Genomic DNA, 24,402 nt, shown 5'->3' with positions numbered 1-24,402 from the left:
TACCATCGGCGGGAGTGAGGGGTGCGATCAGGTTCGGGAGGAACAACTTCCCGCTTGAGAGGTTAGGGGGCCTTCTTGATGGAGCAAACGATGCCGAAGTATTTTTTCCACGTCCGCAGGAACGATGTCTTCAATGAAGATCTGGAAGGCATTGACCTAGCCACGCCCGAGCTGGCGTTCGAGGAAGCAACGGCCGCCGCCCGCGAAATCGTCGCGGAAAGGATCCGCATGGGCGATCCCACGGACGGAGACGCTTTCGAGATCATGACCGAAGACGGCTCGTTGGTCGCAACCGTTCCCTTCCGGTCGGCGGTTCAGTTGAACTAGGTCCATCGGCGTCGATGCTGAAAAGCCGCCTTATTGTCAAAATCAGACAGAGCGTGAACTCTCTGAACCATAGGAGTGGCGTCGCGTTGGTCACCAAAGCGGTGCTATCATGACAATAATCAGGCAGAGCGGGACCAAGAATAGATTGCTGCGCCGGTTTCCGGAGGAAGCCTTCGGGCGTCTGGCGCCGTTCCTGGAACCCGTCGATCTTCCAGTCAAGCACGCGCTCGTGCTGCCGCGCAAGCCGATCGAGCATGTCTGTTTTATCGAAAGCGGCCTCGCCTCGATGGTTGCGGAAAGCTCGGACGGCAAAAGCGTTGAAATCCGCCACATCGGGCGCGAAGGGATTGCCGGTTATCCCGTTGTGCTGGGCGTCGACCGAACCCCGAACAGTACCTTCATGCAGGTGCCGGGCCACGGGCTTCAGGTGGCCACGGAGCATTTTGTTCCGATCCTTGAACACCCAGAGGTGCGGCAACTGTTGCTGCGTTATGTCCACACTTGCGAATTGCAGCTTGCCCACAGCGCGCTGGCCGCCGCCAAATTCAACGTACATCAGCGGCTGGCGCGCTGGCTGCTCATGTGTCACGACCGTATCGACGGCAATGATCTGCCACTGACGCACGAATTCCTGGCGCTGATGCTTGGCGTCAGGCGGGCGGGCGTCACCGATGAGCTGCACATCCTTGAGGGCATCTACGCCATCAAATCGACACGCGGCAACGTCCGCATCCTGGATCGCGACATGCTGATCGAAATCGCCGATGGCTGCTACGGGGTGCCGGAGCAGGAGTACGAGCGGCTGATCGAGACGTCGGCGCGGCCGTCGCTACTTCCCGTCCATCCAAACGGAAATCCCCTTCACGGTATGCTTTGAGCAGTCTCCCGCGACCGCGCTGTGCTCGACCATTCGCCTCGATACCGCCGCCGCGGTCAGCTAATGCCGGCAAATTATCACCCAGCCCAGCCAGAGCTTGACGCGCAAGCCACCCAACAGCGGCCGATCGCGTTCCCGGCGGAAAGAACGCATGACTTTGGCCGCCTCCGCGACGTACCACTGATTTTTAGGGGTCTTGCTGATCACATGACGGACGGTGACGCTGCCGGCGGCCCTCATGCCCAGCAGTTCCGACAGCCGGCCATGGGCGGATCCAGCTGGTTCGTCACCGGGCACCAGCCGGTTGGATTGCGCTCTCTATCACGATGCCGGCGTGAAACGCGCCACCAACGCGTGGCGATCGCCCGGATAGGTGAACCGCACATGCGTTACCGGGCCAGCATTGCTCCAGGTGCGGCGTTCGACCACGAGACAGGCGGTATTGCGAGCGATGTCCAGGACTGCGGCCACTTCGGCATTGGCCGAGACGGCATGGATCCGATGTTCGGCCGTGCTCCACGGCACTTGGTTCAGCAGCCAGGGGCCTGGCGCCGTCGTCAGGAAATCGGCATCGGCGGCTTCTGGAACCGTCGCAAGACTGATCAGCCGCTCCTCCAGGCAAAAGGGCCGCGCGCCGGCATTGTGGATGCAGACGACTTCGACGACGGAGGACGCCACAGGCAGTTCCAGCCTTCGACTGTCGTCCGCCTTCGCCTTGCGGCTCACCTTCTTCGAAACCGCATAGGAATAGGGCAAGTTCAGCGACCGCACCTCGGCCTTGATGTCGTGGATTTCGAGAATGGCCGATTGTGCCTGCGGCTGGGTGACGAAGCTGCCGGACTTCTTGCGGCGCTCGATCAGGCCGGCCTTGGCAAGCTGGGTCAGCACCTTGTTCACCGTCATGCGCGAGCAGTCATACTGCGTGGCGAGATCGACCTCGAAGGGAATGCGGTACCCCGGCGGCCAATCGCCCGAGACGATACGGCCCTCGATGTCGCCGAGGATGCGCTGGTGCAAGGTGGGATCCTTGCTTTGGTTCATCGCCACGTTCCGATTGGTCTCCCGCTATCTCTTTGTTTTTACGCAATCCCGGACGCGAACCGCTCCACACTTGCTGGAATTGCTCTAATTCGAATGCCTGGACAGGAAAAGCTCTTTTTCAGGCGGCCAGCAGTTCACCCATGACAGCCAGGAAGCGCCGGTCGATGGCATCGCGCCTGAGATGGCGACCGCCCTCCACCTGTTTGCTGCCGCGCGCCCAGACGCAGTCGACGGAAACGCCGCCTGCAAACACCCAATGGTCGAGGATCTGGTCGCCTGCGAGATAGGGAACGGCCGTGGCATCGAGCGAAACGATATCGGCGTGATGGCCCTCAGCAAGACCCGCCGGTGCTTTCAGCGCAGCACCGCCGCCGGCAAGCGCATGTGTGAACAGCGAAAGCGCCGTCGAACCGCCGGGTGCTGCGACGACGTTGCGGGCGCGAAGCGCCAGGCGCTGCGAATATTCGAGCTGGCGCAGTTCCTCCGGCACGGAGATCAGCACGTTGGAATCCGAGCCGATGCCGTAACGCCCGCCCTCTTCGAGGAAAAGCGGCGCGGCAAAGGCGCCGTCGCCGAGATTGGCTTCGGTGATCGGGCAAAGGCCGGCGATCGCGCCGCTTTTCGCCATCCGCCGCGTTTCATCCTCGGTCATGTGCGTCGCGTGGATCAGGCACCATCGCTGATCCACAGGCGCATGATCGAGCAGCCATTGCACAGGCCGCGCGCCGGACCAGGCAATGCAGTCCTCGACCTCCTTCACCTGCTCGGCGACATGGATATGGATGGGACCGTCGCCGGCCATCGGCACCAGCCTTGTGAGCTCCTCCGGTGTCGCCGCCCGCAGGCTGTGCGGTGCGAGCCCAAGTTCGGCGCCGTCGAGCCGGCCGGTGACTGCCCGGCATCCCTCCATCAGCCTTTCGAAGCTTTCGAGCGAATTGATGAAACGCCGCTGACCATCGATGGGGGCAGCGCCGCCGAAGCCGGAATGGGCATAGAAGACCGGCAGCAGTGTCAGGCCGATACCGGTCTCTTGGCTTGCCGCGCCAATGCGTTCGGCAAGCTCGGCGATATTGGCGTAGGTGCCGCCATCCCTGTCGTGGTGGAGATAGTGGAACTCGCCGACGCGGGAAAAACCGGCCTCGAGCATCTCCGCGTAAAGCTTGGCCGCGACCGCCTCGACATGCTCAGGGGTCATCGCCAAGGCAAACTTGTACATGACCGTGCGCCAGCTCCAGAAGCTGTCATTGGCCGGGCCGCGCACTTCGGCAAGACCGGCCATCGCCCGCTGGAAGGCGTGGCTGTGCAGGTTCGCCATGGCAGGAACGAGGAGAGCATGGCGTTCGTCGCCGGGCTCGGGAGAAGTGCCAATTTCGACCCGCGCAATACGCCCGGCCTTAAGCGTCAGCCGCACATCCTTCTGCCAACCCTGCGGCGTCAGCGCCGTGTCTGCGTGAAGTATGGTCATGACCTTCCCTCTCCTCTTGCCGTGCCGCCGATCTTTCTTTTCCAGAAAAGCGCACAAAATTTCTCTTGTCACCTGTCGATTATGTATATACATGTTTTGGCATAAGGAAAGGCGCAAAGCTGATGACCGGGAACATTTTTTCAGACGAAGCCCCATCTGCCGACACCCACCCAGTGCTGTGGCGCAATGCGCGGTTGGCCACGCTGGCGTCTGCTAAAGAAGGCCTCGGCATCGTCGAAAAGGGCGCCGTGCTGATCGAAAACGGTCGCATCGCCTTTGCCGGCGCCGAAAGCGACCTGCCGGCATCGGCCATCGAACATTCCGAAATCGTCGATCTCGAAGGCCGCTGGGTAACGCCCGGTCTCGTCGACTGCCACACCCATATCGTCCACGGCGGCAATCGCGCCCGCGAGTTCGAAATGCGCCTGGCAGGCGCGACTTATGAGGAGATCGCACGCGCTGGCGGCGGCATCGTTTCCTCGGTGAAGGCAACCAATGCGCTGTCGGTCGAGGAGCTTGTCGCGCACGCTCTGCCGCGGCTCGACACGCTGCTTGCCGAAGGTGTGACGACGATCGAGATCAAGTCCGGCTACGGGCTGAACCGGACCGGTGAAGTGAAGATGCTGCAGAGCGCCCGCCTGCTCGGCCATATCAGACCGGTCCGCGTCGCCACCAGCTATCTCGGCGCCCATGCGACGCCCGTGGAGTATAAGGGTCGCAACGGCGATTATCTCGATGATGTCGTCCTGCCCGGTCTCGACGACATGCATGGCCTCGGTCTTGCCGATGCCGTCGACGGCTTCTGCGAGGGCATCGCTTTTTCGACCACCGAGATCGCCCGCGTCTTCGACAAGGCCAAAGCGCTCGGCCTGCCGGTCAAGCTGCATGCCGAGCAGCTCTCCAATCTTGGCGGCGCCAGGCTCGCCGCCTCCTATGGCGCATTGTCAGCCGATCACCTCGAATATCTCGACGAAGATGGCGTTGCGGCGATGGCCGCGGCCGGCACCGTCGCCGTGCTGCTCCCCGGCGCCTTCTACGCCATCCATGAAAAGCAGAAGCCGCCGGTAGAGGCGCTGCGGCGGGCAGGCGTGCCGATTGCGATCGCCACCGATTGCAATCCCGGCACCTCGCCGCTCACCTCGATGTTGCTCACCATGAACATGTCGGCCACACTTTTCGGCCTCACCGTCGAGGAATGCATCGCCGGCGCCACCCGCGAAGGTGCGCGCGCGCTCGGTCTGCTCGACAAGACGGGAACACTCGAAGCCGGCAAATCCGCCGATCTCGCCATCTGGAATATCGAAAGCCTCGCCGAGCTCGTCTACCGCATCGGCTTCAATCCGCTTCACGCACGCGTCTTCAAGGGCGAAAGGAACGGTCGATGACCATCACGCTCCACCCGGGCTCCGTCTCGCTCAAGGATCTGGAAATTATCTACTGGACCGGTGTGCCGGCAAGGCTCGATCCCGCCTTCGATGCGGGGATCGCCAAGGCCGCTGCCCGCATCGCCGAGATCGCCGCCGGCAACGCGCCGGTCTACGGCATCAATACCGGCTTCGGCAAACTCGCCTCGATCAAGATCGACAGCGCCGATGTGACCACCTTGCAGCGCAATCTCATTCTGTCGCATTGCTGCGGCGTCGGCGCGCCGCTGCCCGACAATATCGTGCGGCTGATCATGGCGCTGAAACTGGTCTCGCTCGGACGCGGCGCCTCGGGCGTGCGGCTGGAGCTGGTGCGGCTGATCGAAGCTATGCTGGAAAAGGGCGTCATTCCGCTGATCCCGGAAAAGGGCTCGGTCGGCGCCTCCGGCGATCTTGCGCCCCTTGCCCATATGGCGGCGGTGATGATGGGCGAGGCCGAAGCCTTCTTCGCCGGCGAACGGCTCTCAGGAGCGCAAGCCCTCGAAAAGGCCGGGCTGAAACCGGTGGTGCTCGCCGCCAAAGAGGGTCTCGCTCTCATCAACGGCACCCAGACCTCGACGGCGCTGGCACTTGCCGGCCTCTTCCGCGCCCATCGCGCCGCGCAGGCGGCGCTGATTACCGGCGCCATGTCCACCGATGCCGCCATGGGCTCTTCGGCGCCCTTTCATCCGGATATTCATACATTGCGCGGCCATAAGGGCCAGATCGACACGGCGGCGGCACTTCGGGCGCTCCTCGAAAATTCCATCATTCGCCAGAGCCATATCGAGGGCGACGAGCGCGTGCAGGATCCCTATTGCATCCGCTGCCAGCCGCAGGTCGACGGTGCCTGCCTTGATCTGCTGCGCTCGGTTGCCCGCACCCTCGAAATCGAGGCCAACGCGGTCACCGACAATCCGCTGGTGCTTTCGGACAATTCGGTCGTCTCCGGCGGCAATTTCCACGCCGAACCCGTCGCCTTCGCCGCCGACCAGATCGCGCTCGCCGTCTGCGAGATCGGCGCGATTTCGCAGCGCCGCATCGCGCTGCTCGTCGATCCGACCCTCTCCTACGGCCTGCCGGCCTTTCTCGCCAAGAAGCCGGGCCTGAACTCCGGCCTGATGATCGCCGAGGTGACGTCAGCGGCGCTGATGTCCGAAAACAAGCAGATGTCGCACCCGGCCTCGGTCGATTCGACCCCGACCTCGGCCAATCAGGAAGACCATGTCTCGATGGCCTGCCACGGCGCCCGTCGCCTGCTCGCCATGACCGAGAACCTGTTCGGCATCATCGGCATCGAGGCGCTGACCGCCGCCCAAGGCGTCGAACTGCGCGCGCCGCTGTCGACCAGCCCGGTGCTTGGCAAGGCGATCAGTGTCATCCGCACCAAGGTGGCGAGCCTCGACGTTGACCGCTACATGGCAAACGACCTCGCCGCCGCTGCCGAACTGGTGGCGACGGGTGCGCTGAACGCCTCGGTTTCCTCTGGGATCTTGCCGGTTCTGGAGAGCTGAGATGACGATCAAGGAAACAGTCTCCGCCCCGTGCGAAAGTCGCCAAGGCACCTCCCCCGTCATCCTCGGCTTCCCCCATACCGGCACCGAGGTGCCGCCTGAGATCGCCGACCGGCTCAACGACAATGGCAGGATGCTGGCCGACACCGATTGGCACATTGACCAGCTCTATGATGGCCTGCTCGACAATGTCACGACGGTGCGCGCCACCTTCCACCGCTACGTGATCGACGCCAACCGCGATCCGGCCGGCGTCAGCCTCTACCCCGGCCAGAACACCACCGGCCTCGTTCCCCAGACGGATTTCGACGGCAAGGCGATCTGGAAGGAAGGCGCCACACCCGACGAGGCCGATATCGCGGCGCGGCTGCGGGACTTTCATGCTCCTTATCACGCGGCCCTTGCCGCCGAGATCGAGCGCGTGAGAGCAATCCACGGCGTCGCGATCCTCTACGACTGCCATTCGATCCGCTCCCACATTCCCTTCCTGTTCGAAGGAAAGCTGCCGGATTTCAATATCGGCACCGATATGGGCAAGACGTGCGACAGCGCGATCGAGCAGGCGACGCTTACCGTCGTCGAAGCCGCTGAGGGTTACGACAGCGTGCTCAACGGTCGTTTCAAGGGCGGCTGGACGACACGCCACTATGGTCGGCCCGAAACCGGCGTGCACGCGATCCAGATGGAGCTCGCGCAATCGACGCATCTGCAGAGCGAGGCGGCGCCCTTTGCCTATGACGCCGCCAAGGCGGACAGACTTCGCGTCCATCTCAAGAACATTCTGGTGCGCATCGAACAGATTGCGCCAGGCCTGAAACGATAACGATCTCTCGACAGGGGAACCGCCATGAGCAATCCACGCCACAATATCCGCGAAATCCGCGCGCCCCACGGCAACGATCTCAATGCCAAAAGCTGGATGACCGAAGCGCCGCTACGCATGCTGATGAACAATCTCGACCCCGACGTCGCCGAAAATCCGAACGAGCTCGTCGTCTATGGCGGCATCGGCCGCGCCGCCCGGACCTGGGAGGATTTCGACCGCATCGTCGCGACGCTCAAGACGCTGACGGAAGAAGAAACCCTAGTCGTGCAATCCGGCAAGCCGGTCGGCGTGTTCCGCACCCATAAGGATGCGCCGCGGGTGCTGATCGCCAATTCCAACCTCGTGCCGCATTGGGCGACCTGGGATCATTTCAACGAGTTGGATAAGAAGGGTCTCGCCATGTACGGCCAGATGACGGCCGGCTCATGGATCTATATCGGCACCCAGGGCATCGTGCAGGGCACCTACGAGACCTTCGTCGAGGCCGGCCGCCAGCACTACGGCGGCAATCTCAAGGGCAAATGGATCCTGACCGGCGGGCTCGGCGGCATGGGCGGCGCCCAGCCGCTCGCCGCCGTCATGGCCGGCGCCTGCTGCCTTGCCGTCGAATGCAATCCCGATTCGATCGATTTCCGCCTGCGCACCCGCTATGTCGACGCCAAGGCCGAGACGCTCGATGAAGCGCTTGAGATGATCGACCGCTGGACCAAGGCCGGCGAGGCGAAATCCGTCGGCCTGCTCGGCAACGCCGCCGAAATCCTGCCGGCGATGGTCCGCCGCGGCATCCGCCCCGATATCGTCACCGACCAGACCTCGGCGCACGACCCGATCAACGGCTACCTGCCGAAGGGCTGGACGATGGGCGAATGGAAGGCAAAGCGCGAAACCGATCCGAAGGCCGTGGAAAAAGCGGCGCGCGCCTCGATGCGCGAGCATGTCGAAGCGATGATCGCCTTCTGGAACGCCGGCGTGCCGACCCTCGATTATGGCAACAATATCCGCCAGGTCGCCAAGGATGAAGGCCTCGAAAACGCCTTTGCTTTCCCGGGCTTCGTGCCGGCCTATATCCGGCCGCTGTTTTGCCGCGGCATCGGCCCCTTCCGCTGGGCGGCCCTTTCCGGCGATCCGGAGGATATCTACAAGACCGATGCCAAGGTGAAGGAGCTGCTGCCTGACAACAAGCACCTGCATCATTGGCTCGACATGGCCAGGGAGCGCATCGCCTTCCAGGGCCTGCCGGCGCGCATCTGCTGGGTGGGCTTGGGCGACCGTCACAAGCTCGGCCTCGCCTTCAACGAGATGGTGAGAACAGGCGAACTCTCCGCCCCGATCGTCATCGGCCGCGACCATCTGGACTCAGGCTCCGTTGCTTCGCCCAACCGCGAGACCGAAGCGATGAAGGACGGTTCCGACGCCGTCTCCGATTGGCCGCTGCTCAACGCCCTGCTCAACACGGCGTCGGGCGCCACCTGGGTGTCGCTGCATCACGGCGGCGGCGTCGGCATGGGCTTCTCGCAGCATTCCGGCATGGTCATTTGCGCCGACGGCACGGACGATGCCGCAAGACGCCTCGAGCGCGTGCTCTGGAACGACCCGGCGACCGGCGTCATGCGCCACGCCGATGCCGGTTACGAGATCGCCATCGATTGCGCCAAGGAAAAGGGCCTGCGCCTGCCCGGCATTCTCGGGAACTGAGCCCGGTGAGGATCCTGCGCGCCGGCGATCACAAACGCATGCCCTGGAAAAACGGCAAGGGAGAGACGGTGGAGATCGCCGTCTTTCCGCCCGGCGCGTCGATCAATGACTTCGACTGGCGCATCAGCATGGCAACGGTCGCAGAGGATGGCCCGTTTTCGATCTTTCCTGGCATCGACCGCACGCTGGCAATCCTTGATGGCAACGGCATGGTGCTCGATGTCGCAGGCAGCAAGCCCGTGGTTCTGACAATGGCAAGCGATCCGCTGGCCTTCACGGCGGATATCCCGGTCGCGGCCAGGCTCGAGGACGGAGCCATCACCGATCTCAACGTGATGACGCGCCGCAACGGGCTTACCCATACGCTGATCCGCATCGACGTCGATGGCGGCAAGTCCGTGCCGCTTTCGCCCTCGACATGCCTGTTGCTTTGTCATTTCGGCGCACTCTCATTCCGCCGGGGCGGCGAGACCGGCGCGCTCGCGGCCGGCGATGCGCTACTGATCGAGGACGCGACTGCCACCGTGCTAAAAATCGATGGCGAAGCCACATGTTATCTCGCTTCGATCACCGCAGGCTGATCTTCGAACAACGAGTTGAAAACATTAAATAATCTAGGATTTGGCGAAGCATTGGCATAAACCATCGCCATCTCGGGCCATGGACGTCATTCCTCGTTTCGGTCTAAACTTCGCCCTTGTGATGCGGAAGAAGACCTAGACTGCCCGCAACGTGGCGGGGAGCAAGGGAGCAGGCGTGACGGATCCATACGATATTCTCGGCGTTGAACGCGATGCGGACGAGGCGCAGTTGAAGGCCGCCTATCGGCGCCTGGCAAAAGTTGCCCACCCCGATTCAGGCGGTGATTCGGACGCCTTTGCCCATCTGCAGAAAGCCTATGGGCTGCTTCTCGATCCGGTACGGCGAAAGGTCTACGACGACACCGGCTACGACGTCGAATTCGCCGACGCGGCCGAATTGCAGGCGCTGGTGATGATCGAGAAACTTGTCACCGACGCGGTGCTCGACGAGCGCGCGCCCGGAAGTTTCGATCCCGTCGCCGTCATGCAGGACAGCCTTTCCGAAGAACTGCGCAAGGCGCGTTTCAGCAAGAGCGAGCTGGAGCGCCACGCCTCGCGAATCGGCCTGCATCTGGAACGGCTCGAAAAACAGTCAGGCCGCGACGTGCTTGCCCACATGTTCCGCGCCCGCATCGAAGCGATCTCCAAGGCGGTCGCCGAAACCGAGGCGAAGATCAAGGCGACGGAACGCGCCGCCGACATGATCTCCGGCTATGTCTACGACATCGATCCGCCGCCGCTGCCGGATGACACGGTCACCAGCATCGAATGGGCCGAGCCCTCCAGAAACCGCTCCACCGGCTGACGGGCGGCGTAGGACGCGGCTGATCTTAATAAGACAGCTTGGGATACCAGTCCGCCGGCCGGCCTTCGGGCGTCGAATCGATGACGGTCCAGAGCGGCATCAGGTCGGGCGCCCCGCGCGGATCCTCACCGGGATCGGCCGTCACCCCGCCCATCTCCTGGCTCCAGAAATGGCGGATGGTGCCGTCGCGCCGCGTGAAAACGTTGAAGGCCGCGTCGTCGCCGCCATCCTGGCCGATTGCGTGATAGTCGCGACTGTAATCGTCCGTCATGTCGGAATAAAGCGGCAGGTGATGCCAGCCACGCTCTTTCTTGAAGGCGAGCAGCTTTTCAATCGGCGAGCGGGCGACGACGGCCAAGGCTGCGCGCTGCTGAATGTCGGGCACCTCGCCGTCCCAGGACGATAGCAGCGAAGTGCACATCGGGCACGGGCGCTCGCGTTGCGGACCGAACATGTAGCTGTAGACGATCAGCGTCTCCTTGTCGGCGAAGAGTTCGCTAAAGGAGATCGGCCCGTCGCTGCCTTCGAAGCGGTAGTCTTTCGTCACCTCGCCGCCCGGCGGCAGCGCCCGGCGCTGTCTTGCCACGCGCTCGATGTGCCGGCGCAATTCGATCTCTTCGGCCAGCAGCGCGTCGCGGGCGCTGCGATACGCCTCGCTCTCGTTTGGGAACCGGACGCCGTTCTTGGCCGCAAGCACGGCGGCAGGTACGAGATGCTGATTATCCATGACAATTGCTCCTTCTGTTGCCCGACGACGTGCTGAAGCCACGACCGCGGTGCCAGCACATCGTGATAAGGACGATCGGCCAAGGCGAAAATCGACAGTGCCGACGGAAAATATTCACGGAATGTAGCAAATGCCACAGGTTTCGAAGGCAGAAATAGTTACCTCCAACGCTGTCGAGGGAGTTGGGTTGCACGCAAGCGGCGTTATGGCCCCACCTTCTGGAACAGCGTGTGATTGTTGATGTTGTTGCCGAACGGGGCTTCGACATATGACGATTACATGATTTACACATAGCACCAGTTCAGACGTGCCGGCGCAGCGGTTTAAGGTTTTCACGGAAACTGGACGTCGGCGCGATTGGAGCGCTGTTTCAGCGTCCTGTGGAACTGATATTCGCGTGTAATTCCGCTTCAGGATTTCGACAAAAGCATCGGACATACCGTTCGAATGGAAGCGCAACTCTGTTGCGGCTGCGGATCAAAGCGGAGGGGTCAATGCCTCATCATCGAACTTCCGGATTTCAATTACTCCTAGTCCGGACTTAAGCTTGACCCCCCACGGCCCAATTCGCATTTTTACAATTCGTCCATCGTCATGCGTAATCCAAAAATCCACTTTAGAGACATGCGGTGCCTCATGACGGATAGCTGAATAGTGCTTTGCCGCGAGATCCGGGTGACTTTCATCACCCTTCAATACACAGTCAGTTATTTTTGGACCAAATCGGTCCGCTGGAACCCACTTTGTCTGTGGGTAACGGATCCATTGCTTTCGCGTTGAATCTTTCAGATAATTAGTACCTAACTGGGTTCGCAAATCGGCAATAAACACTAAAGATCCATCGTCCTGCTCGGCATAAGCCGTCACGCTCGACCGCGTAGCGTTCATGGTTGCCGCGTATGCAAGGTTGACGATTTCACAAGATGGGTCTTCGCCATTGTCACTGTTAGCTTCCGCCGGGTGAACTGCGCTAATGACGACCAAGGTCGCTCCCGCCAATCCCATCAAAAGTTCAGCAATGCACTTCATGAATCGCCCCATCTTGACGGCTTCATCATGTACTCAGATGACTCTGATGCAAAGCTAGATGAAGTGCAACGAAGCGGTGTGCCACTTGCACGTAGTCGGGTGGACTTTCGATTTGGTGGCAGCAACTCTGCGCCGTTAGGCGTCGTTCAAGCGGTTTGGGATGAGTTCCGCCTTCGCCCCATGGGTCTCTGTCTGGACATATCCTTCCCTGACATATTTCCCCACGCATTCAGGCATGGCATTCTCCGCGAAATCGCCCGCGGTCCTTGCCACAAAGCCCTGTTGCCTGTTCAGGTCCAGCGTTTTTGCCAGATCATCGAATAAACCTGGCCGGCAAGGACCACGATAAATAGTCGGAACGGGCTGGATGCTTGATTCCTCGAAGCGCGCCAGCGTCGGTATTGGCAGTTCGGCAGTCGCGAGAATGACGCCGCCCCTTAAACCCTATGGTCTACTTCACAAGATGATGTGCCAGTGGATTGCTGAGCACGACGCTCGGTCTCGCGCGCAAATGCGAAAAGACACCGGCAAGCCGTCGCCTCCGTCATGTGAGATGAGATCACCGACCTGTCGAACTGGCGGGGACTCAAACTCGTGCCGGCGGCTGATGGCCTGAAGACAGAACCAGGCCGCCGATAAGGGCGACAATGGCAACCAGGATGACGACTATGGGAAAGGTGGTCCCGATCCCTTGTCTTCATGGTGGATCATTGATCCCTCCTGCGGCCCCCGGCGGCGCAAGGACGCCGCCGGGAAGCGCGTGTTAGGCCTCGATGATGTAGACGATCGTGAGAGCATCGGGATCGACAATAACGATCCGGCCATCCGCAAGGATGAAGAAGCGGTAGCTTTCGTATTGCGGAACGATCTTCACGATGCGTGGCGGCAGCGGTTCGAGACGAACCTTCTTCGGGATCGTCGTTCCAACGGAAACCGTGAAGTTCACTTCCTTCACAGGTTCGACATGAACCTCTTTCACCACCTGGCGAATTTCGGTCTGCTGTTCAACGGAAATGTTGACGTTGGTCTTGGTGTTGGACGTCTGATTGTTCGTCGTGGCGTTGTTGTTGACGTTGGTTTCGGAAGAGCTTTTGTTGGTCGTCGACGTGTTCTGGTCGGTCGACTGCTTGGACGCATCGCCGCTTTGCGTGGTGGCGCCCTTGCCGGTGCCCTCCGCGGGCTTGGTTTCGGCGCTGCTCTTCGTGCCTGCTTTAGCCGAGCCGCTGGTATCGGTGCTGCCGGACTTGGCGGCCGGGGTCTGTTCGGTCGTGGTGCCACCGCTGGCGTCTTGGGATCCGGGCTTGGCTTCCGTCGAAGACTTGCCGGAGGAACTTCCGCTCGTCGAACTATCGGTCGAAGGCTGCTCGGCGCTCTTTTTCATGTCCGAACCCTGGTCCGATTTCTGCTGCGAAGATTGGCCCTTGCCTTGCGGGCAGGCACCCGACGCGTCGGGCGTGCAGTCGGTGCCAGTTCCGGTGGCCTTGGAGCCGGCCTGCGAAGTGGCGTCCGTGCCCGTCTGAGAACCGGACTGAGCCTGGCTGCCGCTCTTGGTGTCCTGCTGGGCTGCTGCTGGCAACGTGGCAAGCGGCGACACGCTGAGTGACAACGCTGCCACGAGCATGGCGAGATGGTTGCTTTTCATGATCAATCTCCAAAGTTTGGGCACGCGATGCCGCCCCGCATTCTCATGCGTCGCATGCTTGCCCTGATTGTTAAGCGGCGGCCAAAGCCGCCCGGAAGGTCACTGAATGACCTGGATGACCTTCCGAGAGGAAGGTTCGACGATCACACGCTGATCGTTAACGATAGCGTATGCGTACTTCGGGTCATCGGGAATGGGCGTGACGACCACGGTTTCCGGCAGAGGCTGTCCGACGACGACTTTCTCCTTCACCACGACGCGCTCGGTCGGGGCGGGAGCCTGTTGAACATAGGTCACCACCTTCTGCGGCGGCGGATCGATGACGCTACCCGCCACACCGCCAACGATGCCGCCGACAGCAGCACCGACCGGGCCGCCGACGACGGCACCCGTTGCGGCACCACCTGCTGCACCTGTCACCGTCGAAGACTGCGCAAAGGCAGAAGTCGATGCCAACAGGATGCTCGCGGCAATTCCTAGTGCCTTGATCTTCATCTGTTTTCCTCCTTGTATGTTTGATTCCGCTGGGGACCAAACCGCAGGATGGAGGAAGTGTTCCAGAAGTAGGACTTCAGACCGGGCCTCCTCAGACCTTGGTCCTAGCCCGCAGAACTCGGCAGCCTGTTGGGTTGGAAAGCGAAGCAGCATCCGGTCCTTGATTGGGGTTCGCTATGTTCTCGGGCGGCATGCCATGGCCGGCTAGAAAGCAGGTGGCAAAAGAGAAGATTCGAGAGGCCCACTCCAAAGACAGTTCGCAGCGCTTTTGCGGGAACAGCAGTTCGAGGTCACTGTCCCTGCCCCAAATTCGACCCCTGCGCGCGAAGCTGCCGATTGCGCCCGGTCGGGATCTGAAGGCGGCGTGAAGCCCGAGGCGCGATACGCGCCAGTCCCAGTCAACGGCAACCGGGACCCCTGGCCACCGGACGCCCGTTTTTAAGCAGAGGCAGCAACCTCGTGATCGGTGTCTGCCCATTCCACATCCAGAGGCGCGCTGATCAGGCAACGCAGGCCACCGTCGTCGTAAGCAAGTTCTGCACGGCCCTTGAGCTGTCCCGAGGACATCGCCTCGATCAAGCGCGACCCGAACCCCCGCCGTAAGGGAGGCTTAACTGGGGGGCCGCCGCTTTCACTCCACAGCAGTATGAGCGACGGGTCGGGTGAACCTTCCAACTTCCATGACACTGCGATTTTTCCGGACTCGGCTGATAAGGCACCGTATTTCGCGGCATTGGTGGCCAGCTCATGTACAATGAGCGCCAGCGCGACCACTGCTTTGGGCGAGATATTGAGATCCGGCCCGCTAATGTCGAGACGCTCCGCCGGATACGCTGACAGCGCCTCGGAAACCACATTTCCAAGGCTTGCCGCCTCCCAATTGCCATGGGTGAGCAAATCATGCGCTCTCGCCAGGCTTTGGAGCCTGGCGTCGAAAGCTGCCCTCGCCGCCTCGGCATCCGGCGCTCCCGCAAATGTCTGACGAGCGATCGCCGCAACCGTCGCCAAGATATTCTTGACCCTATGGTTCAACTCGGCGATCAGAACCTCCTGCACCCGCTCCGCTTCCTTGCGCGCCGTAATATCTCTCGCGATTTTCGAGGCGCCAACGATGCGTCCCTCTGCGTCATAGATCGGAGATACCGTAAGGGAGACGTCCAAGAGTTTTCCGCTCCTATGGCGCCTGATCGTCTCATGGGTCTCGATACGCTCCCCGGCCTTGATGCGCGCGATGATGCGCGCCTCCTCGTCCACGCGATTATCTGGAATAAGAACCGTCACCGACCGGCCGAGAATTTCGCTGGATGAATAGCCGTAGAGCTTTTCGGCTCCATCGTTCCAGTCGGTCACCATCATGGCGAGATCGATACCGAGGATTGCGTCTTCAGAGGAGGAAATGATTGATGCCAGGCGTTTGAGCTTAGCCTCGTAGCCGACCCGACCCGTCGTTTCGCTGACGATGCAAAAGACCGCCAGGACCCTGCCGTTTTCATCGAATACCGGCGAATAGGAAATATCGAAATAAACCGTTTCCGGCTTGTGATGCCTCTCGATATAGAAAGGCCTGTCCTTGGCGAAGACAGTCTCGCCGGTCTCCAAAACCTTGCGCAGCAGCGGCTCCAGATCATCCCACAGCTCGGCCCAGTTTTCCTTTGCCGGCTTTCCCAGCGCCGCCGGATGCTTTGCTCCAATCGTCGGTGCATAGGCGTCATTGTATATGGCGATGAATTCTGGGCCGCAGAACATGACGATCTGGGCACGCGAGGGAAGCGCTATATCAACCGCGCATCTGAGCTGGATCGGCCACGACGAAACCGGCCCGAGGCTGGTGTTTGCCCAATCACAGCGGAGGATGAGCGCGGCCAATTCGCCCTGATGGGGCACAGCGGGATTACTTTCGTGCATGAAACGGGCCTCGGTCTTTTCGTCATTCTTGAAAGTTCGCGGGCGGCAAGTCAACGGTGGAAAGGGAGCAAGACCGGCCAGGAGACATGTCGCTTGACGCGATCGCGGATTGAGATCGACTTAAAAAAAATCGAGGCGAATCCACTAGACTCCGTGGGGGAAAGCGCTAGGTCAAGTCTCCCAAACCTAGATCAACATCGCATGCAGGATACCGATCGATATCACAAAGAGGCTCGCCGCGCCGGCGACCGGCTGATTGCTAGGCACGTGAAGGAAGACCCCTTCGCGGCGGCATTCAAGGCGACGCGCATGCCGATGATCGTCACTGATCCCGCTCAGCATGATAATCCCATCATCTTCTGCAACGCGGCTTTCGAAAAAATGACGGGCTACTCGAATGATGAGCTCATCGGCCGCAACTGCCGCCTGCTCCAGGGGCCGGAGACAGACAGGCGGAGCGTAGGTTACATTCGCGACAGCGTCGCGCGAGGCCAAGACATCTCCGTCGACATCCTCAATTACCGAAAAGACGGCAGCACCTTTTGGAACGCGCTTTTCATCAGTCCGGTGCGCGATGACGAGGGAAGGATCATCTATTTTTTCGCCTCGCAGCTGGATTTCACAACCGTCAAAAGCCGTGAAGCGGAACTTGCATTGGCCCGACATCAAGCGGAAGAGGCAGTTGCAAGGAATATGGCGGAACTGAAATCGGCCCTTTTGGCAAAGACCCTTCTCATCCACGAAGTCGACCATCGGGTCAAAAACAATCTCCTGACCATGGCGTCGATCGTCAAACTGCAGGCGCGGTTCACGCAGGACACGGTCAAGAAGCAGACGCTGATGTCGGTGCTCAACAGGGTAGAAGCACTGAGTACCGTGCAGCGAAAACTTTTCACCCTCGACGACGTTGCCCGATTCGACGTCGCGGACTTCATCCGCGAGCTGGTCACCGACCTTGTCAGCGGCGTCGGACGGAATGACATCCGGCTGACGCTCGACCTAGCGCCGCTCCTCGTTCCGGCCGTCAAGGCGACACCCCTGTCGCTGATCGTCAACGAGCTCGTGGTGGACGCGGTCAACAGGGGTCTCAGCGACGGCGGCGGCGCGATCCACGTCGTCGTAAAACGGATGCACGGCCACTTTGTGATCCGGGTCGAGGACACGACGACTCCCGTCGAGCCGGACGCGGAAGCCGCCGAGTTCGGGCGGCTTCTCCTGGAAGCATCGGCCCGTCAACTCGCAGCCAGTGTCGAACGCAAGATCGAAGGCGACAAGACAGTGGTCGAGGTCATGCTGCTGATCGACGAACATCAGGAGAACGAGAATTGAAAGTCATGATCGTCGAGGACGAGATGCTGCTCGCCATGGAGCTTGAAATCGAGGTGGAAGCAGCCGGACACGAGGTCGCGGGCATCGCGATGAATAGCAGACAAGCGCACGATCTGCTGGCTGCGCAAAAACCGGATTTCGCTTTCGTCGACGTTCAACTGATGGACGGACCGACGGGAATCGAAGTCGGCCGCTCTTTAGCCGCTGCAGGCATTCCCTACGTCTTCGTTACAGGCAACATCAAGCGATTGCCGCCCGATTTCGTGGATGCGCTTGGCGCGATCGAAAAGCCCTACACGATGAACGGCATGAAAAACGCGTTAAATTACATCTCCGCCATCCTATCGGGAAACGAGGGGCCGGACATACCGCCAAATCTCGTGCTGGCCAACGATAGCCAGCCCCAGCCTGTCAACAAGTAAACGAGGACCTACCTGGATTCCCGGGGCCCGACATTTGTGCATTGCCGCTGTCTAGGAGGTTAAGCTGCGGGGCATGACCCCCTCTTTGGCCAGGGGGAGTTCGTCAATGTTTGCGAGAGCCCGTTCCTTGATGAGATACCGCCGAACATTTTCACGAAGGGAGTTCAACGGGAAAATCCCTTGTGCTGCCAGTCGGCAGGCTTTCACCAGCACCTCGTAGGTCATGCCTCGTCTTTCCGCCGGCCATTCATCAAGCAGGTCGAATAAGTCTTCCAGGCTTGCCACTTCCTGAATGTGGTGGCCCCGCTTAACGAAGAGCGGTCTGTCAAACAATGTGCTTGTCATCGCTGTCTCCTTTCTAAGCTTTTTGATCCCGACAATCTGGGAACGGTAAGTTGGATCTTCAAGCCTGAGCCTGGTGTGCCTTGAAGGCAATAAGTTCGCGGCGGCAGCGGGGCGAATCTCCAGAGATGAACCGAATTTCAAGCAAGCAGTCATAGACGAGACGGCGGGGCTTGTGTTCCTCGATGGCAGCCTCTCATTCAGCCTGAGATCGGAAGTCATGAAGATGCTCCGCTCATCAGCCTCATCGACCGAGCCAGGCCTCGCGAGTTCTTCGACACGAATGCCATCGAGCGTCCAGCCATGGGACAAGGCGATGGCGTTGAGTTCGGCGGCCGTCTGCGACAGCGCCACGTAGGCGCAGCTTTCGGCCACTTCGACACCGGCGCGCAAAAACCGCAGTGCAGCAGTCGTCTTGCCGGATCCCCGAGCGCCCTGAAGCATATATAATTGGACGCGGGAAGGCCGCTGCGGAGGATTTCATTCAATCCTTATAATCCGGTGTTGACAACAGAGGGAGTTTTTCGTTTGGGCGTGGTCACCTTCCGTAGAATATCCGGGCGGCGCCCGCCGGTGCGGCCACCGACGCGTCAGGGATATGGAACACGCTATGTGGGCTCAGCACTGGTCTCGTTATTAGGCACGGCGCCGAACATCACGTTCGCCGCATCAGGCTTTCAGTGCAGCGCCAAGGGTCCGGCATCGCGGCTGCGTATTCGAAGAGCGTTTGAGGGTTATCGGCGATTTTCAGCGGAGGATGGATCCTTCCCGCCGCCCAAGTGTTACCGTGCTCGAGGCCATGCCAGAGATGCTGGCGGCCGGAACGGAGAGCGTTGAGGTGTCTGATATCGGCGCGGCGGTTCTTGTTGTTGAGGACGAGGTTCTCGTCCGCCTGGCCATCGTGATATCGCTCGAGGATGAGGGGTTCACGGTCTTCGAGGCCTCTGACGCGGACGCTGCGATAGAAATACTGAATGTCCACGCAGAGATCCGGCTGATGTTCACCGATATAGACATGCCAGGATCGATGGATGGTCTTAAACTCGCCGCGGCGGTACGGGACCGATGGCCCCCTGTCAAGATCATCGTGACATCAGGGCACCATGACCTAAGTGACGAGGTCCTGCCAGTCGAAGGCCGGTTCTTCAGCAAGCCATATGATCATAGTCGGGTTGTCGGCACCGTGAGAGAGATGGTCGCCGCCGTCTAAATGCGCGCGAAAACTCAATTGACCCAGATTGATTATTGACTCGCAGGGAGATGAGAACATAATAAGAACATAAGGCGCCGCGGCAGCCATTCTGAAAACCGAAGTACGGAGCACGGATATGCGAGAGCGGTCGATCGGCGAAGCCGTGGAAGACGATGAGCGTGCAAAGGTGATTGCCTACCACAGAGGCGATACGCACGCGGCCATAGACACCCTTCTGGAAGATATCCGTCACCTTCGCCGGCAGTTGGCATTGACCGAAGGCGCCATGAGCCGGGGCATGGCCCGCGGCTGGCGACCGAGCTACCATCGAGACTGATATGCCCAAGATCACCCATGAGCGAAAGCGACTGCGATGGCCGATCTGCGGTGTCGAACCCGAGACCAGGGCTGACACCTATGCTTGACCGTCCCCAACCAACGTCCGTGTCATTCGAAACCGCTCTGCGGGACTGGTGGTCGTCGCAGCCGCGGGCTTTCCGCGAGAGCGTTGGTCTGTCGGCCGCGCGCGCTTGCTTTCGCGCGGGATACACGGCAGGCAAGCAAACGACCGAACGGCGCTTCGTATTCAAAGCCGGCCGCATGCGCATCACTGTCTGGGCAGCGGGCATCATGGAAGCAAAGAAGAAAGCCGAAGCCGAGGCTGATTTCCGCGCGGCCCAGAAGGGGTGGCCGGTCCCGAAAGCCGGCTGGCAACTCCAGGAGGAAAGATGAGCGACACCGACAGACGGCCACTGACGGAAGCGCCGCGAATGCATGTCCACTATTGCGAGGAAAAGGGATGCGCCGAGTGGGGTGGCTGGGGCAACAGTCCTTCTCCGGCCGGGGCGACCCGCTGGTGGTGCTTCGAGCATTTCCCGCACAAGTCATACGAGCAGGAACAGGCACTCGGGCGGAAGCGGGAGGCGGCCGAGCGTGGAGATAGCGTTCAATGGTTGCTGGGCGGATCATCCGCGCATCTTTGACCATCGGCGACGGCGACACGGTAAAATGCGGCGGGCACAACATGCGGTTGCGGGAAAGGCGCTCCCTTCGTTTCTGCCATCGACCCGGCGGAATGTACGCGGAATACTGAAGGAACGGAAGCCGGCACTTGTCACCAAGGAGAGGCCAAAAGAGCTGCTGGCCGAGCGCGGGCTGAAAGTGATGTTCAGCGGCATGGACCCCGCGCATGCAGCGAACGGAGAGGGTTGTGTCACGAAAGGCGCCCGTGAACTCATTTCATTCGGCAGCGAAGCTCAGTGAACGACGGTGATCACCGGAATGCCAGCTTCGTCGGCGGCACGGATCAGCGCTTCTCGTGCGTCCTCGGCCGAGACGTCCCCATGAAGTGCATCCCGGCACGCCCTAATTGCCGTGAGATACTCTTCACCATCGTCGATGGGCCAGCAGGCCGTCAGCATATTGGCGGCCTCCCAAAGGGTTGCGACAAGTTTGTACTTTTCCGGCCCATTCACAACGAGCATCAAGGGACTAAACTCTCCGGATCTGTGCCATTTCATGACGTTAGGTCTCCCCACGATAAACATATTAGTAACCGTGCAAGAACCGTTCCGTGATCCCCTGGCATGCCAAAGCTCGTTTCGCGGGCCGCATAAGTGAGAGGACATAAACGCGCTTCGGGCGCCTTGGCATCGCCAGCGTCAGCTTGGGCCTTGGCAGGGTAAAACTCGCCAGCCTCCTCGCCCGCCATGCTGAAGCCAACAAGGCCGCCGACATGTTCGCGAGGAAGTCGAACGCCCCGAATCATTCCGGAACGCCGACATCATCGAAATACCCCTTCATCCAAGAATGACCACGATTGCCCTTCGGACCAGCCCCTGCGCTGCTGCGTCGCCATGTTCACCATCATCAAAGCCGGCACCGATATCTCGATTGGCGAGCCATGGAGCCGCGCATACCATACTGCGTGCAGGATCCTCGGATCGTCTTATTCGTCTCTCCGCAAGAGCGCTGGTTTTTTTGACCTCGGACCCTTGCCGTTCCCTATCGAGGACTCGGTCATTTCCCGAGCCCGTCGGCGGCGATCGGTTCGCTGCTCGAGAAAAGCATCTCTTCACGCCACCACCTCTTGAATAAATCGAGAGACACGCGAGTTCTCCCGGTTAGCAAGGAGGAAACCATGTCCGTACCCAACGAGCCCATCGTTCCGCCGCCAGCGCCGCCGATCGGCAATCCCGAACCTGAGCGAGACCCTGGGGAGACTCCGCCGCCTGTCGGCCCCGAGCCAGACGACGGCAACGATCCGATGACGCAAGCTCACGCCCAGGAGGCCCAACGACGCCCGACTTGGGGACTGCTCTGCCGCGGCGTTCAGGTGCATGCTGCTGACTGAGATCGTGGACCTGGGAGTGAGTTTCCCGGCCTTGGGTAGATCCGCTTGATCATTGCAGGCATAAGCGGGCGACGCTGCAAATCCAAAATGCTCTTAGAACGCGTTGGCTTCATCGAAGATTGCGTGAACCAGAAGGCCGCGATACCTCATGATACGGGCTGCCTATCCGGTACGCTGCACGCCTCCTGCAACAGCGCGGCTCCAATTCCTTTTCTCAGCCAGTTGCGATCGATAGCCAGACGGCCAGGACTGCCATGGGAACCGGGGTCGGGCATGTTGCGCCGGATCGCTGCCGGCGCGTCCGCGACCGTCAGCGCTCCCGATGGGCAGTAGTATCCGACGACGCGCTCGCCCTCGCAAACCACATAAGTTCGCGATGCGCTGCTGACCTGATTGGCCCGCGACCGGCGCGCGGCCATTCATCGGGGCGGGTATGGGTATCAGTGGCGTTTTTGCTGGTCATGGCCTTCTCCTTCAAGCATCACACCACAAACGCATACGACAATCTGTATCCACTTCTTGCCGTATTGCGGGGTGCCCAAAGGCTCCCTTTCAGCTTCCTTTGGACACGGGCGCTGATCCGAAGTCTGCCCATAGCCATAAAACGCGCCCCCAATGATGTGAAATGAAACGGCTACCAGACGACGTTTTAAACGTTCACGGAAGCAAACTGAGTGCAAGCCTCCATTCAAGATTTCACGATAGCGCCATTCATGGCTGACGATGGCGATCATGATCTGCAAGTCAATTCTGCTTGTCGCGTCTATAGGGCTCATACGCGAGGCGGCAACTATGCGCGTCTTAGGCTTGCATCGGCTACTTATTCTGCGGGCTTAAGAGTAGGCCGCTTTTGGTGGTGTCGAAAGACCGGATTTCCGCAAGCTTTTTCGTCACTCGCCGAACAATAGATCTTCGTCGTCGTTAAGCTCCCGAAAGGAGTTTCCGATGTCAAAGACCACAAACGGCCTCAATGACCGCCCGAAGGATTCCACAATCGCCCAGAGCGGTCCCGGCCTTCCGGACGATTCAGGCCAACCCATCGAAGCGACCAACCAGGAAGTGGAGCGTGTCCGCGCGAAGTTCGAAGGCGACGCCCGAAAGAAGCTGCAGGCGGAAATCGACGAGCAGGTCGAGAAGCCCCAACGCGGCACCGCATGAGTTCGCCGATGCCCGGAGCGTTCACTTCGATCAGCATATTCGCATTCGATCTCGATGATAGTGGGCAGCCGGTCCGGGCATGGGAAACGGTTTTCCACGGGGAAGAGGCAGGGGCTGTCGAAGAAGCTAGGGAGGCTGCAAGGACGCACGCTGGCGCCCTCGTCGTGAAACGGGAGGGACATCCTGCGGTGGGCGAAGTAGGCGATCCCGTCATACTCTTCCAGACCGGGAAGATCGGCGATTTCAACTAAGCAGGCGTCAAGTCCCGTCGTCACCCGGCCAATCGTTTGCGGGCTCCTGGAGCGGCGTCGTCGTCGGGCGGGTCAGGATCGCGTTCGAGCGCCTCGCGCAGGAGGCCCACCTGCTCAACGATCGCATTGAAGACGTCAAGCCTGCCTCGCGCCGTTCACCACGAAGCTGTCGACGACTCCGGCAGCTTCAGCGGATCCTTCCCTTACCAATCTTCATGGCTCACTTCGTCTTCCTCTTCTTCTTGACGAGCTCGTCCTGAAGCTCGATCCATACTGGGGCGTGATCACTGCTGTGTCCCAGCCGCGAACGTGCTTGTCGACCTCCGCCTTCGTCAGCCGTCTGGCTGCCTCCGAACTTAGGATAAAGTGGTCGATGCGAAGGCCGGCGTCGCGCGCGAATGCGTTTCGGAAGTAGTCCCAGAACGTGTAGATGCGCTCGCCTGGATGCAGATGGCGAAGCGCCTCCGTCCAACCCTGCCCGACAAGCTTCTTGTAGGCCTCCCGGACCTCGACGCGGAAGAGGGCGTCGTTCGTCCAGCGTTCGGGTTTGTAGACGTCCAACTCGGTGGGCATGACGTTGTAGTCGCCGACGAGCACGACAGGCACCCCGAGCTCGAGCAGTTCGGCCGCGTAGTCGTGGAGACGGCGGAACCAGCGGAGCTTGTAGTCGAATTTCGGGCCTGGATAGGGGTTTCCGTTCGGCAAGTACAGGCAACCGACTACGATGCCATCGACGATCGCTTCAATATAGCGGCTGTGCTCGTCCTCCGGCTCGCCGGGCAGCCCCTTTCTAGTGAGATGCGGCTCCTTCCCCATGTGAGGATGGCGACGCCGTTCCAGGACTTCTGGCCCTGCCAACCGCCCCATAGCCGGCTGCCTCGATCGCTTTGATCGGGAACTTCTCTTGCGGGGCCTTCAGCTCCTGTAGGCAGACGACGTCCGGCTTGGCTTCATCAAGCCACCTCAGCAAGACTTCGAGGCGGCCGTTGACACCATTGACGTTGTAAGTCGCAAGCTTCACGG

Annotated in this window: 27 protein-coding genes and 3 pseudogenes; 17 read left to right on the top strand and 13 right to left on the bottom strand. The window is 60.7% G+C overall.

The features are described 5' to 3' along the window. Positions 1 to 90: 90 nt before the first annotated feature. Together ACM5SV_RS03620 and ACM5SV_RS03615 are read left to right on the top strand one after the other, a co-directional pair. On the top strand, positions 91 to 327 hold the full coding sequence (locus tag ACM5SV_RS03620) for a DUF6894 family protein (RefSeq protein ID WP_026157627.1): 237 nt from the start codon (positions 91 to 93) through the stop codon (positions 325 to 327). A gap of 109 nt (positions 328 to 436) precedes the next feature. Beyond that, positions 437 to 1,204 (top strand): Crp/Fnr family transcriptional regulator, encoded by a 768-nt coding sequence (locus ACM5SV_RS03615; protein WP_020487107.1) that lies wholly within the window; start codon positions 437 to 439, stop codon positions 1,202 to 1,204. Between the two features lie 321 nt (positions 1,205 to 1,525). Here ACM5SV_RS03615 and hutC read toward each other — a convergent pair whose 3' ends face one another. Both hutC and ACM5SV_RS03605 read right to left on the bottom strand, forming a co-directional pair. Further along, entirely contained in the window at positions 1,526 to 2,245 is a 720-nt protein-coding gene (hutC, locus tag ACM5SV_RS03610) for a histidine utilization repressor (RefSeq protein WP_017996599.1), read from the bottom strand. Positions 2,246 to 2,363: 118 nt separating this feature from the next. Further along, complete coding sequence (locus ACM5SV_RS03605) at positions 2,364 to 3,710, bottom strand: formimidoylglutamate deiminase (protein WP_222005330.1); 1,347 nt, start codon at positions 3,708 to 3,710, stop codon at positions 2,364 to 2,366. 122 nt (positions 3,711 to 3,832) lie between these two features. Between ACM5SV_RS03605 and hutI the strand changes: the two genes are divergently transcribed. From hutI to ACM5SV_RS03575, 6 genes are all read left to right on the top strand, one after another. Then, positions 3,833 to 5,095 carry an imidazolonepropionase gene (gene hutI / locus ACM5SV_RS03600; protein WP_222016768.1) on the top strand — a complete coding sequence of 421 codons (1,263 nt, stop codon included), beginning with the start codon at positions 3,833 to 3,835 and terminating at the stop codon, positions 5,093 to 5,095. After that, positions 5,092 to 6,627 (top strand): histidine ammonia-lyase, encoded by a 1,536-nt coding sequence (gene hutH / locus ACM5SV_RS03595; RefSeq protein WP_017996602.1) that lies wholly within the window; start codon positions 5,092 to 5,094, stop codon positions 6,625 to 6,627. The genes hutI and hutH overlap by 4 nt, the downstream gene beginning before the upstream one ends. 1 nt (position 6,628) lies before the next feature. Then, positions 6,629 to 7,450: an N-formylglutamate deformylase gene (hutG, locus tag ACM5SV_RS03590; protein WP_017996603.1), complete on the top strand. Its 822-nt coding sequence runs from the start codon at positions 6,629 to 6,631 to the stop codon at positions 7,448 to 7,450. Positions 7,451 to 7,474: 24 nt separating this feature from the next. After that, positions 7,475 to 9,148, top strand: a complete 1,674-nt coding sequence (gene hutU / locus ACM5SV_RS03585) for a urocanate hydratase (protein ID WP_017996604.1) — start codon at positions 7,475 to 7,477, stop codon at positions 9,146 to 9,148. A gap of 5 nt (positions 9,149 to 9,153) precedes the next feature. Further along, a complete protein-coding gene (locus ACM5SV_RS03580; protein WP_003554231.1) occupies positions 9,154 to 9,729 on the top strand; it encodes a HutD family protein in 576 nt (191 codons plus the stop codon). Positions 9,730 to 9,904: 175 nt separating this feature from the next. Next, the gene (locus tag ACM5SV_RS03575; RefSeq protein WP_003554233.1) at positions 9,905 to 10,534 is read left to right on the top strand and encodes a J domain-containing protein; all 630 of its coding nucleotides are present in this window, start codon (positions 9,905 to 9,907) and stop codon (positions 10,532 to 10,534) included. 25 nt (positions 10,535 to 10,559) lie between these two features. On the opposite strand, the gene ACM5SV_RS03570 is transcribed toward ACM5SV_RS03575, so the two are convergent. The 5 genes from ACM5SV_RS03570 to ACM5SV_RS03550 form a co-directional block, all read right to left on the bottom strand. Next, positions 10,560 to 11,261, bottom strand: a complete 702-nt coding sequence (locus ACM5SV_RS03570; RefSeq protein WP_003554235.1) for a DUF899 family protein — start codon at positions 11,259 to 11,261, stop codon at positions 10,560 to 10,562. Between the two features lie 477 nt (positions 11,262 to 11,738). Continuing rightward, complete coding sequence (locus ACM5SV_RS03565) at positions 11,739 to 12,290, bottom strand: hypothetical protein (RefSeq protein WP_026157628.1); 552 nt, start codon at positions 12,288 to 12,290, stop codon at positions 11,739 to 11,741. A 763-nt stretch (positions 12,291 to 13,053) separates the two neighbouring features. Beyond that, a complete protein-coding gene (locus tag ACM5SV_RS03560) occupies positions 13,054 to 13,932 on the bottom strand; it encodes a DUF1236 domain-containing protein (protein WP_003554240.1) in 879 nt (292 codons plus the stop codon). A 99-nt stretch (positions 13,933 to 14,031) separates the two neighbouring features. Beyond that, positions 14,032 to 14,427 (bottom strand): DUF1236 domain-containing protein, encoded by a 396-nt coding sequence (locus ACM5SV_RS03555; protein WP_003554242.1) that lies wholly within the window; start codon positions 14,425 to 14,427, stop codon positions 14,032 to 14,034. Positions 14,428 to 14,865: 438 nt separating this feature from the next. Further along, a complete protein-coding gene (locus ACM5SV_RS03550; protein WP_017996606.1) occupies positions 14,866 to 16,332 on the bottom strand; it encodes a PAS domain S-box protein in 1,467 nt (488 codons plus the stop codon). A 201-nt stretch (positions 16,333 to 16,533) separates the two neighbouring features. On the opposite strand from ACM5SV_RS03550, the gene ACM5SV_RS03545 reads away from it, so the two are divergent. Both ACM5SV_RS03545 and ACM5SV_RS03540 read left to right on the top strand, forming a co-directional pair. Next, on the top strand, positions 16,534 to 17,661 hold the full coding sequence (locus ACM5SV_RS03545) for a PAS domain-containing protein (RefSeq protein ID WP_017996607.1): 1,128 nt from the start codon (positions 16,534 to 16,536) through the stop codon (positions 17,659 to 17,661). Then, entirely contained in the window at positions 17,658 to 18,083 is a 426-nt protein-coding gene (locus ACM5SV_RS03540) for a response regulator (RefSeq protein WP_003554248.1), read from the top strand. The genes ACM5SV_RS03545 and ACM5SV_RS03540 overlap by 4 nt, the downstream gene beginning before the upstream one ends. Before the next feature lie 51 nt (positions 18,084 to 18,134). Here the strand turns inward: ACM5SV_RS03540 and ACM5SV_RS03535 are convergent, their stop codons facing one another. Together ACM5SV_RS03535 and ACM5SV_RS03530 are read right to left on the bottom strand one after the other, a co-directional pair. After that, entirely contained in the window at positions 18,135 to 18,428 is a 294-nt protein-coding gene (locus ACM5SV_RS03535) for a DUF982 domain-containing protein (RefSeq protein ID WP_026157629.1), read from the bottom strand. A 64-nt stretch (positions 18,429 to 18,492) separates the two neighbouring features. Further along, a pseudogene (locus ACM5SV_RS03530) lies at positions 18,493 to 18,913 on the bottom strand (ATPase domain-containing protein); the annotation flags it as partial. 79 nt (positions 18,914 to 18,992) lie between these two features. Here ACM5SV_RS03530 and ACM5SV_RS03525 point away from each other — a divergent pair. The 5 genes and pseudogenes from ACM5SV_RS03525 to ACM5SV_RS03505 form a co-directional block, all read left to right on the top strand. Continuing rightward, positions 18,993 to 19,136, top strand: a pseudogene (locus ACM5SV_RS03525) (sensor histidine kinase); the annotation flags it as partial. Between the two features lie 97 nt (positions 19,137 to 19,233). After that, the gene (locus ACM5SV_RS03520; RefSeq protein WP_003554251.1) at positions 19,234 to 19,635 is read left to right on the top strand and encodes a response regulator; all 402 of its coding nucleotides are present in this window, start codon (positions 19,234 to 19,236) and stop codon (positions 19,633 to 19,635) included. Between the two features lie 118 nt (positions 19,636 to 19,753). Then, positions 19,754 to 19,954: a hypothetical protein gene (locus ACM5SV_RS03515; RefSeq protein ID WP_017996609.1), complete on the top strand. Its 201-nt coding sequence runs from the start codon at positions 19,754 to 19,756 to the stop codon at positions 19,952 to 19,954. 80 nt (positions 19,955 to 20,034) lie between these two features. After that, positions 20,035 to 20,349 carry a hypothetical protein gene (locus ACM5SV_RS03510; protein WP_003554255.1) on the top strand — a complete coding sequence of 105 codons (315 nt, stop codon included), beginning with the start codon at positions 20,035 to 20,037 and terminating at the stop codon, positions 20,347 to 20,349. Then, positions 20,346 to 20,600: a hypothetical protein gene (locus ACM5SV_RS03505; protein ID WP_003554257.1), complete on the top strand. Its 255-nt coding sequence runs from the start codon at positions 20,346 to 20,348 to the stop codon at positions 20,598 to 20,600. Before ACM5SV_RS03510 ends, ACM5SV_RS03505 begins: the two co-directional genes overlap by 4 nt. A gap of 273 nt (positions 20,601 to 20,873) precedes the next feature. Here ACM5SV_RS03505 and ACM5SV_RS03500 read toward each other — a convergent pair whose 3' ends face one another. Further along, a complete protein-coding gene (locus tag ACM5SV_RS03500; RefSeq protein WP_003554259.1) occupies positions 20,874 to 21,137 on the bottom strand; it encodes a DUF982 domain-containing protein in 264 nt (87 codons plus the stop codon). Between the two features lie 620 nt (positions 21,138 to 21,757). Between ACM5SV_RS03500 and ACM5SV_RS03495 the strand changes: the two genes are divergently transcribed. Beyond that, positions 21,758 to 21,970: a hypothetical protein gene (locus tag ACM5SV_RS03495; RefSeq protein WP_012763433.1), complete on the top strand. Its 213-nt coding sequence runs from the start codon at positions 21,758 to 21,760 to the stop codon at positions 21,968 to 21,970. Between the two features lie 146 nt (positions 21,971 to 22,116). Here ACM5SV_RS03495 and ACM5SV_RS03490 read toward each other — a convergent pair whose 3' ends face one another. Both ACM5SV_RS03490 and ACM5SV_RS03485 read right to left on the bottom strand, forming a co-directional pair. Beyond that, the gene (locus ACM5SV_RS03490; protein ID WP_348625837.1) at positions 22,117 to 22,389 is read right to left on the bottom strand and encodes a GNAT family N-acetyltransferase; all 273 of its coding nucleotides are present in this window, start codon (positions 22,387 to 22,389) and stop codon (positions 22,117 to 22,119) included. Positions 22,390 to 22,410: 21 nt separating this feature from the next. Continuing rightward, positions 22,411 to 22,713 carry a hypothetical protein gene (locus ACM5SV_RS03485; protein WP_128405710.1) on the bottom strand — a complete coding sequence of 101 codons (303 nt, stop codon included), beginning with the start codon at positions 22,711 to 22,713 and terminating at the stop codon, positions 22,411 to 22,413. A 202-nt stretch (positions 22,714 to 22,915) separates the two neighbouring features. Between ACM5SV_RS03485 and ACM5SV_RS03480 the strand changes: the two genes are divergently transcribed. Beyond that, complete coding sequence (locus ACM5SV_RS03480; RefSeq protein ID WP_003554263.1) at positions 22,916 to 23,128, top strand: hypothetical protein; 213 nt, start codon at positions 22,916 to 22,918, stop codon at positions 23,126 to 23,128. Positions 23,129 to 23,599: 471 nt separating this feature from the next. Here ACM5SV_RS03480 and xth read toward each other — a convergent pair. After that, a pseudogene (gene xth, locus ACM5SV_RS03475) lies at positions 23,600 to 24,400 on the bottom strand (exodeoxyribonuclease III). Positions 24,401 to 24,402: the final 2 nt, after the last annotated feature.

The sequence above is a fragment of the Rhizobium sp. CRRU65 genome (assembly GCF_048551595.1).
Lineage (GTDB): Bacteria > Pseudomonadota > Alphaproteobacteria > Rhizobiales > Rhizobiaceae > Rhizobium > Rhizobium leguminosarum_J.
Note: the sequence above shows the minus strand (reverse complement) of the source record. Positions and strands in the feature narration are given on the sequence as shown.

Bases quoted from the DNA above. Each gene is read 5' to 3' on its own strand.
- ACM5SV_RS03490 (WP_348625837.1), bottom strand. From the start codon at position 22,389: ATGGCCGCGCGCCGGTCGCGGGCCAATCAGGTCAGCAGCGCATCGCGA.
- hutI (WP_222016768.1), top strand. From the start codon at position 3,833: ATGACCGGGAACATTTTTTCAGACGAAGCCCCATCTGCCGACACCCAC.
- ACM5SV_RS03515 (WP_017996609.1), top strand. From the start codon at position 19,754: ATGCGAGAGCGGTCGATCGGCGAAGCCGTGGAAGACGATGAGCGTGCA.
- ACM5SV_RS03615 (WP_020487107.1), top strand. From the start codon at position 437: ATGACAATAATCAGGCAGAGCGGGACCAAGAATAGATTGCTGCGCCGG.
- ACM5SV_RS03555 (WP_003554242.1), bottom strand. From the start codon at position 14,427: ATGAAGATCAAGGCACTAGGAATTGCCGCGAGCATCCTGTTGGCATCG.
- ACM5SV_RS03570 (WP_003554235.1), bottom strand. From the start codon at position 11,261: ATGGATAATCAGCATCTCGTACCTGCCGCCGTGCTTGCGGCCAAGAAC.
- hutH (WP_017996602.1), top strand. From the start codon at position 5,092: ATGACCATCACGCTCCACCCGGGCTCCGTCTCGCTCAAGGATCTGGAA.
- hutG (WP_017996603.1), top strand. From the start codon at position 6,629: ATGACGATCAAGGAAACAGTCTCCGCCCCGTGCGAAAGTCGCCAAGGC.
- ACM5SV_RS03505 (WP_003554257.1), top strand. From the start codon at position 20,346: ATGAGCGACACCGACAGACGGCCACTGACGGAAGCGCCGCGAATGCAT.
- ACM5SV_RS03510 (WP_003554255.1), top strand. From the start codon at position 20,035: ATGCTTGACCGTCCCCAACCAACGTCCGTGTCATTCGAAACCGCTCTG.
- ACM5SV_RS03550 (WP_017996606.1), bottom strand. From the start codon at position 16,332: ATGCACGAAAGTAATCCCGCTGTGCCCCATCAGGGCGAATTGGCCGCG.
- ACM5SV_RS03605 (WP_222005330.1), bottom strand. From the start codon at position 3,710: ATGACCATACTTCACGCAGACACGGCGCTGACGCCGCAGGGTTGGCAG.
- ACM5SV_RS03545 (WP_017996607.1), top strand. From the start codon at position 16,534: ATGCAGGATACCGATCGATATCACAAAGAGGCTCGCCGCGCCGGCGAC.
- ACM5SV_RS03500 (WP_003554259.1), bottom strand. From the start codon at position 21,137: ATGAAATGGCACAGATCCGGAGAGTTTAGTCCCTTGATGCTCGTTGTG.
- ACM5SV_RS03480 (WP_003554263.1), top strand. From the start codon at position 22,916: ATGTCAAAGACCACAAACGGCCTCAATGACCGCCCGAAGGATTCCACA.
- ACM5SV_RS03560 (WP_003554240.1), bottom strand. From the start codon at position 13,932: ATGAAAAGCAACCATCTCGCCATGCTCGTGGCAGCGTTGTCACTCAGC.
- ACM5SV_RS03620 (WP_026157627.1), top strand. From the start codon at position 91: ATGCCGAAGTATTTTTTCCACGTCCGCAGGAACGATGTCTTCAATGAA.
- hutU (WP_017996604.1), top strand. From the start codon at position 7,475: ATGAGCAATCCACGCCACAATATCCGCGAAATCCGCGCGCCCCACGGC.
- ACM5SV_RS03520 (WP_003554251.1), top strand. From the start codon at position 19,234: ATGCTGGCGGCCGGAACGGAGAGCGTTGAGGTGTCTGATATCGGCGCG.
- ACM5SV_RS03565 (WP_026157628.1), bottom strand. From the start codon at position 12,290: ATGAAGTGCATTGCTGAACTTTTGATGGGATTGGCGGGAGCGACCTTG.
- hutC (WP_017996599.1), bottom strand. From the start codon at position 2,245: ATGAACCAAAGCAAGGATCCCACCTTGCACCAGCGCATCCTCGGCGAC.
- ACM5SV_RS03535 (WP_026157629.1), bottom strand. From the start codon at position 18,428: ATGACAAGCACATTGTTTGACAGACCGCTCTTCGTTAAGCGGGGCCAC.
- ACM5SV_RS03495 (WP_012763433.1), top strand. From the start codon at position 21,758: ATGTCCGTACCCAACGAGCCCATCGTTCCGCCGCCAGCGCCGCCGATC.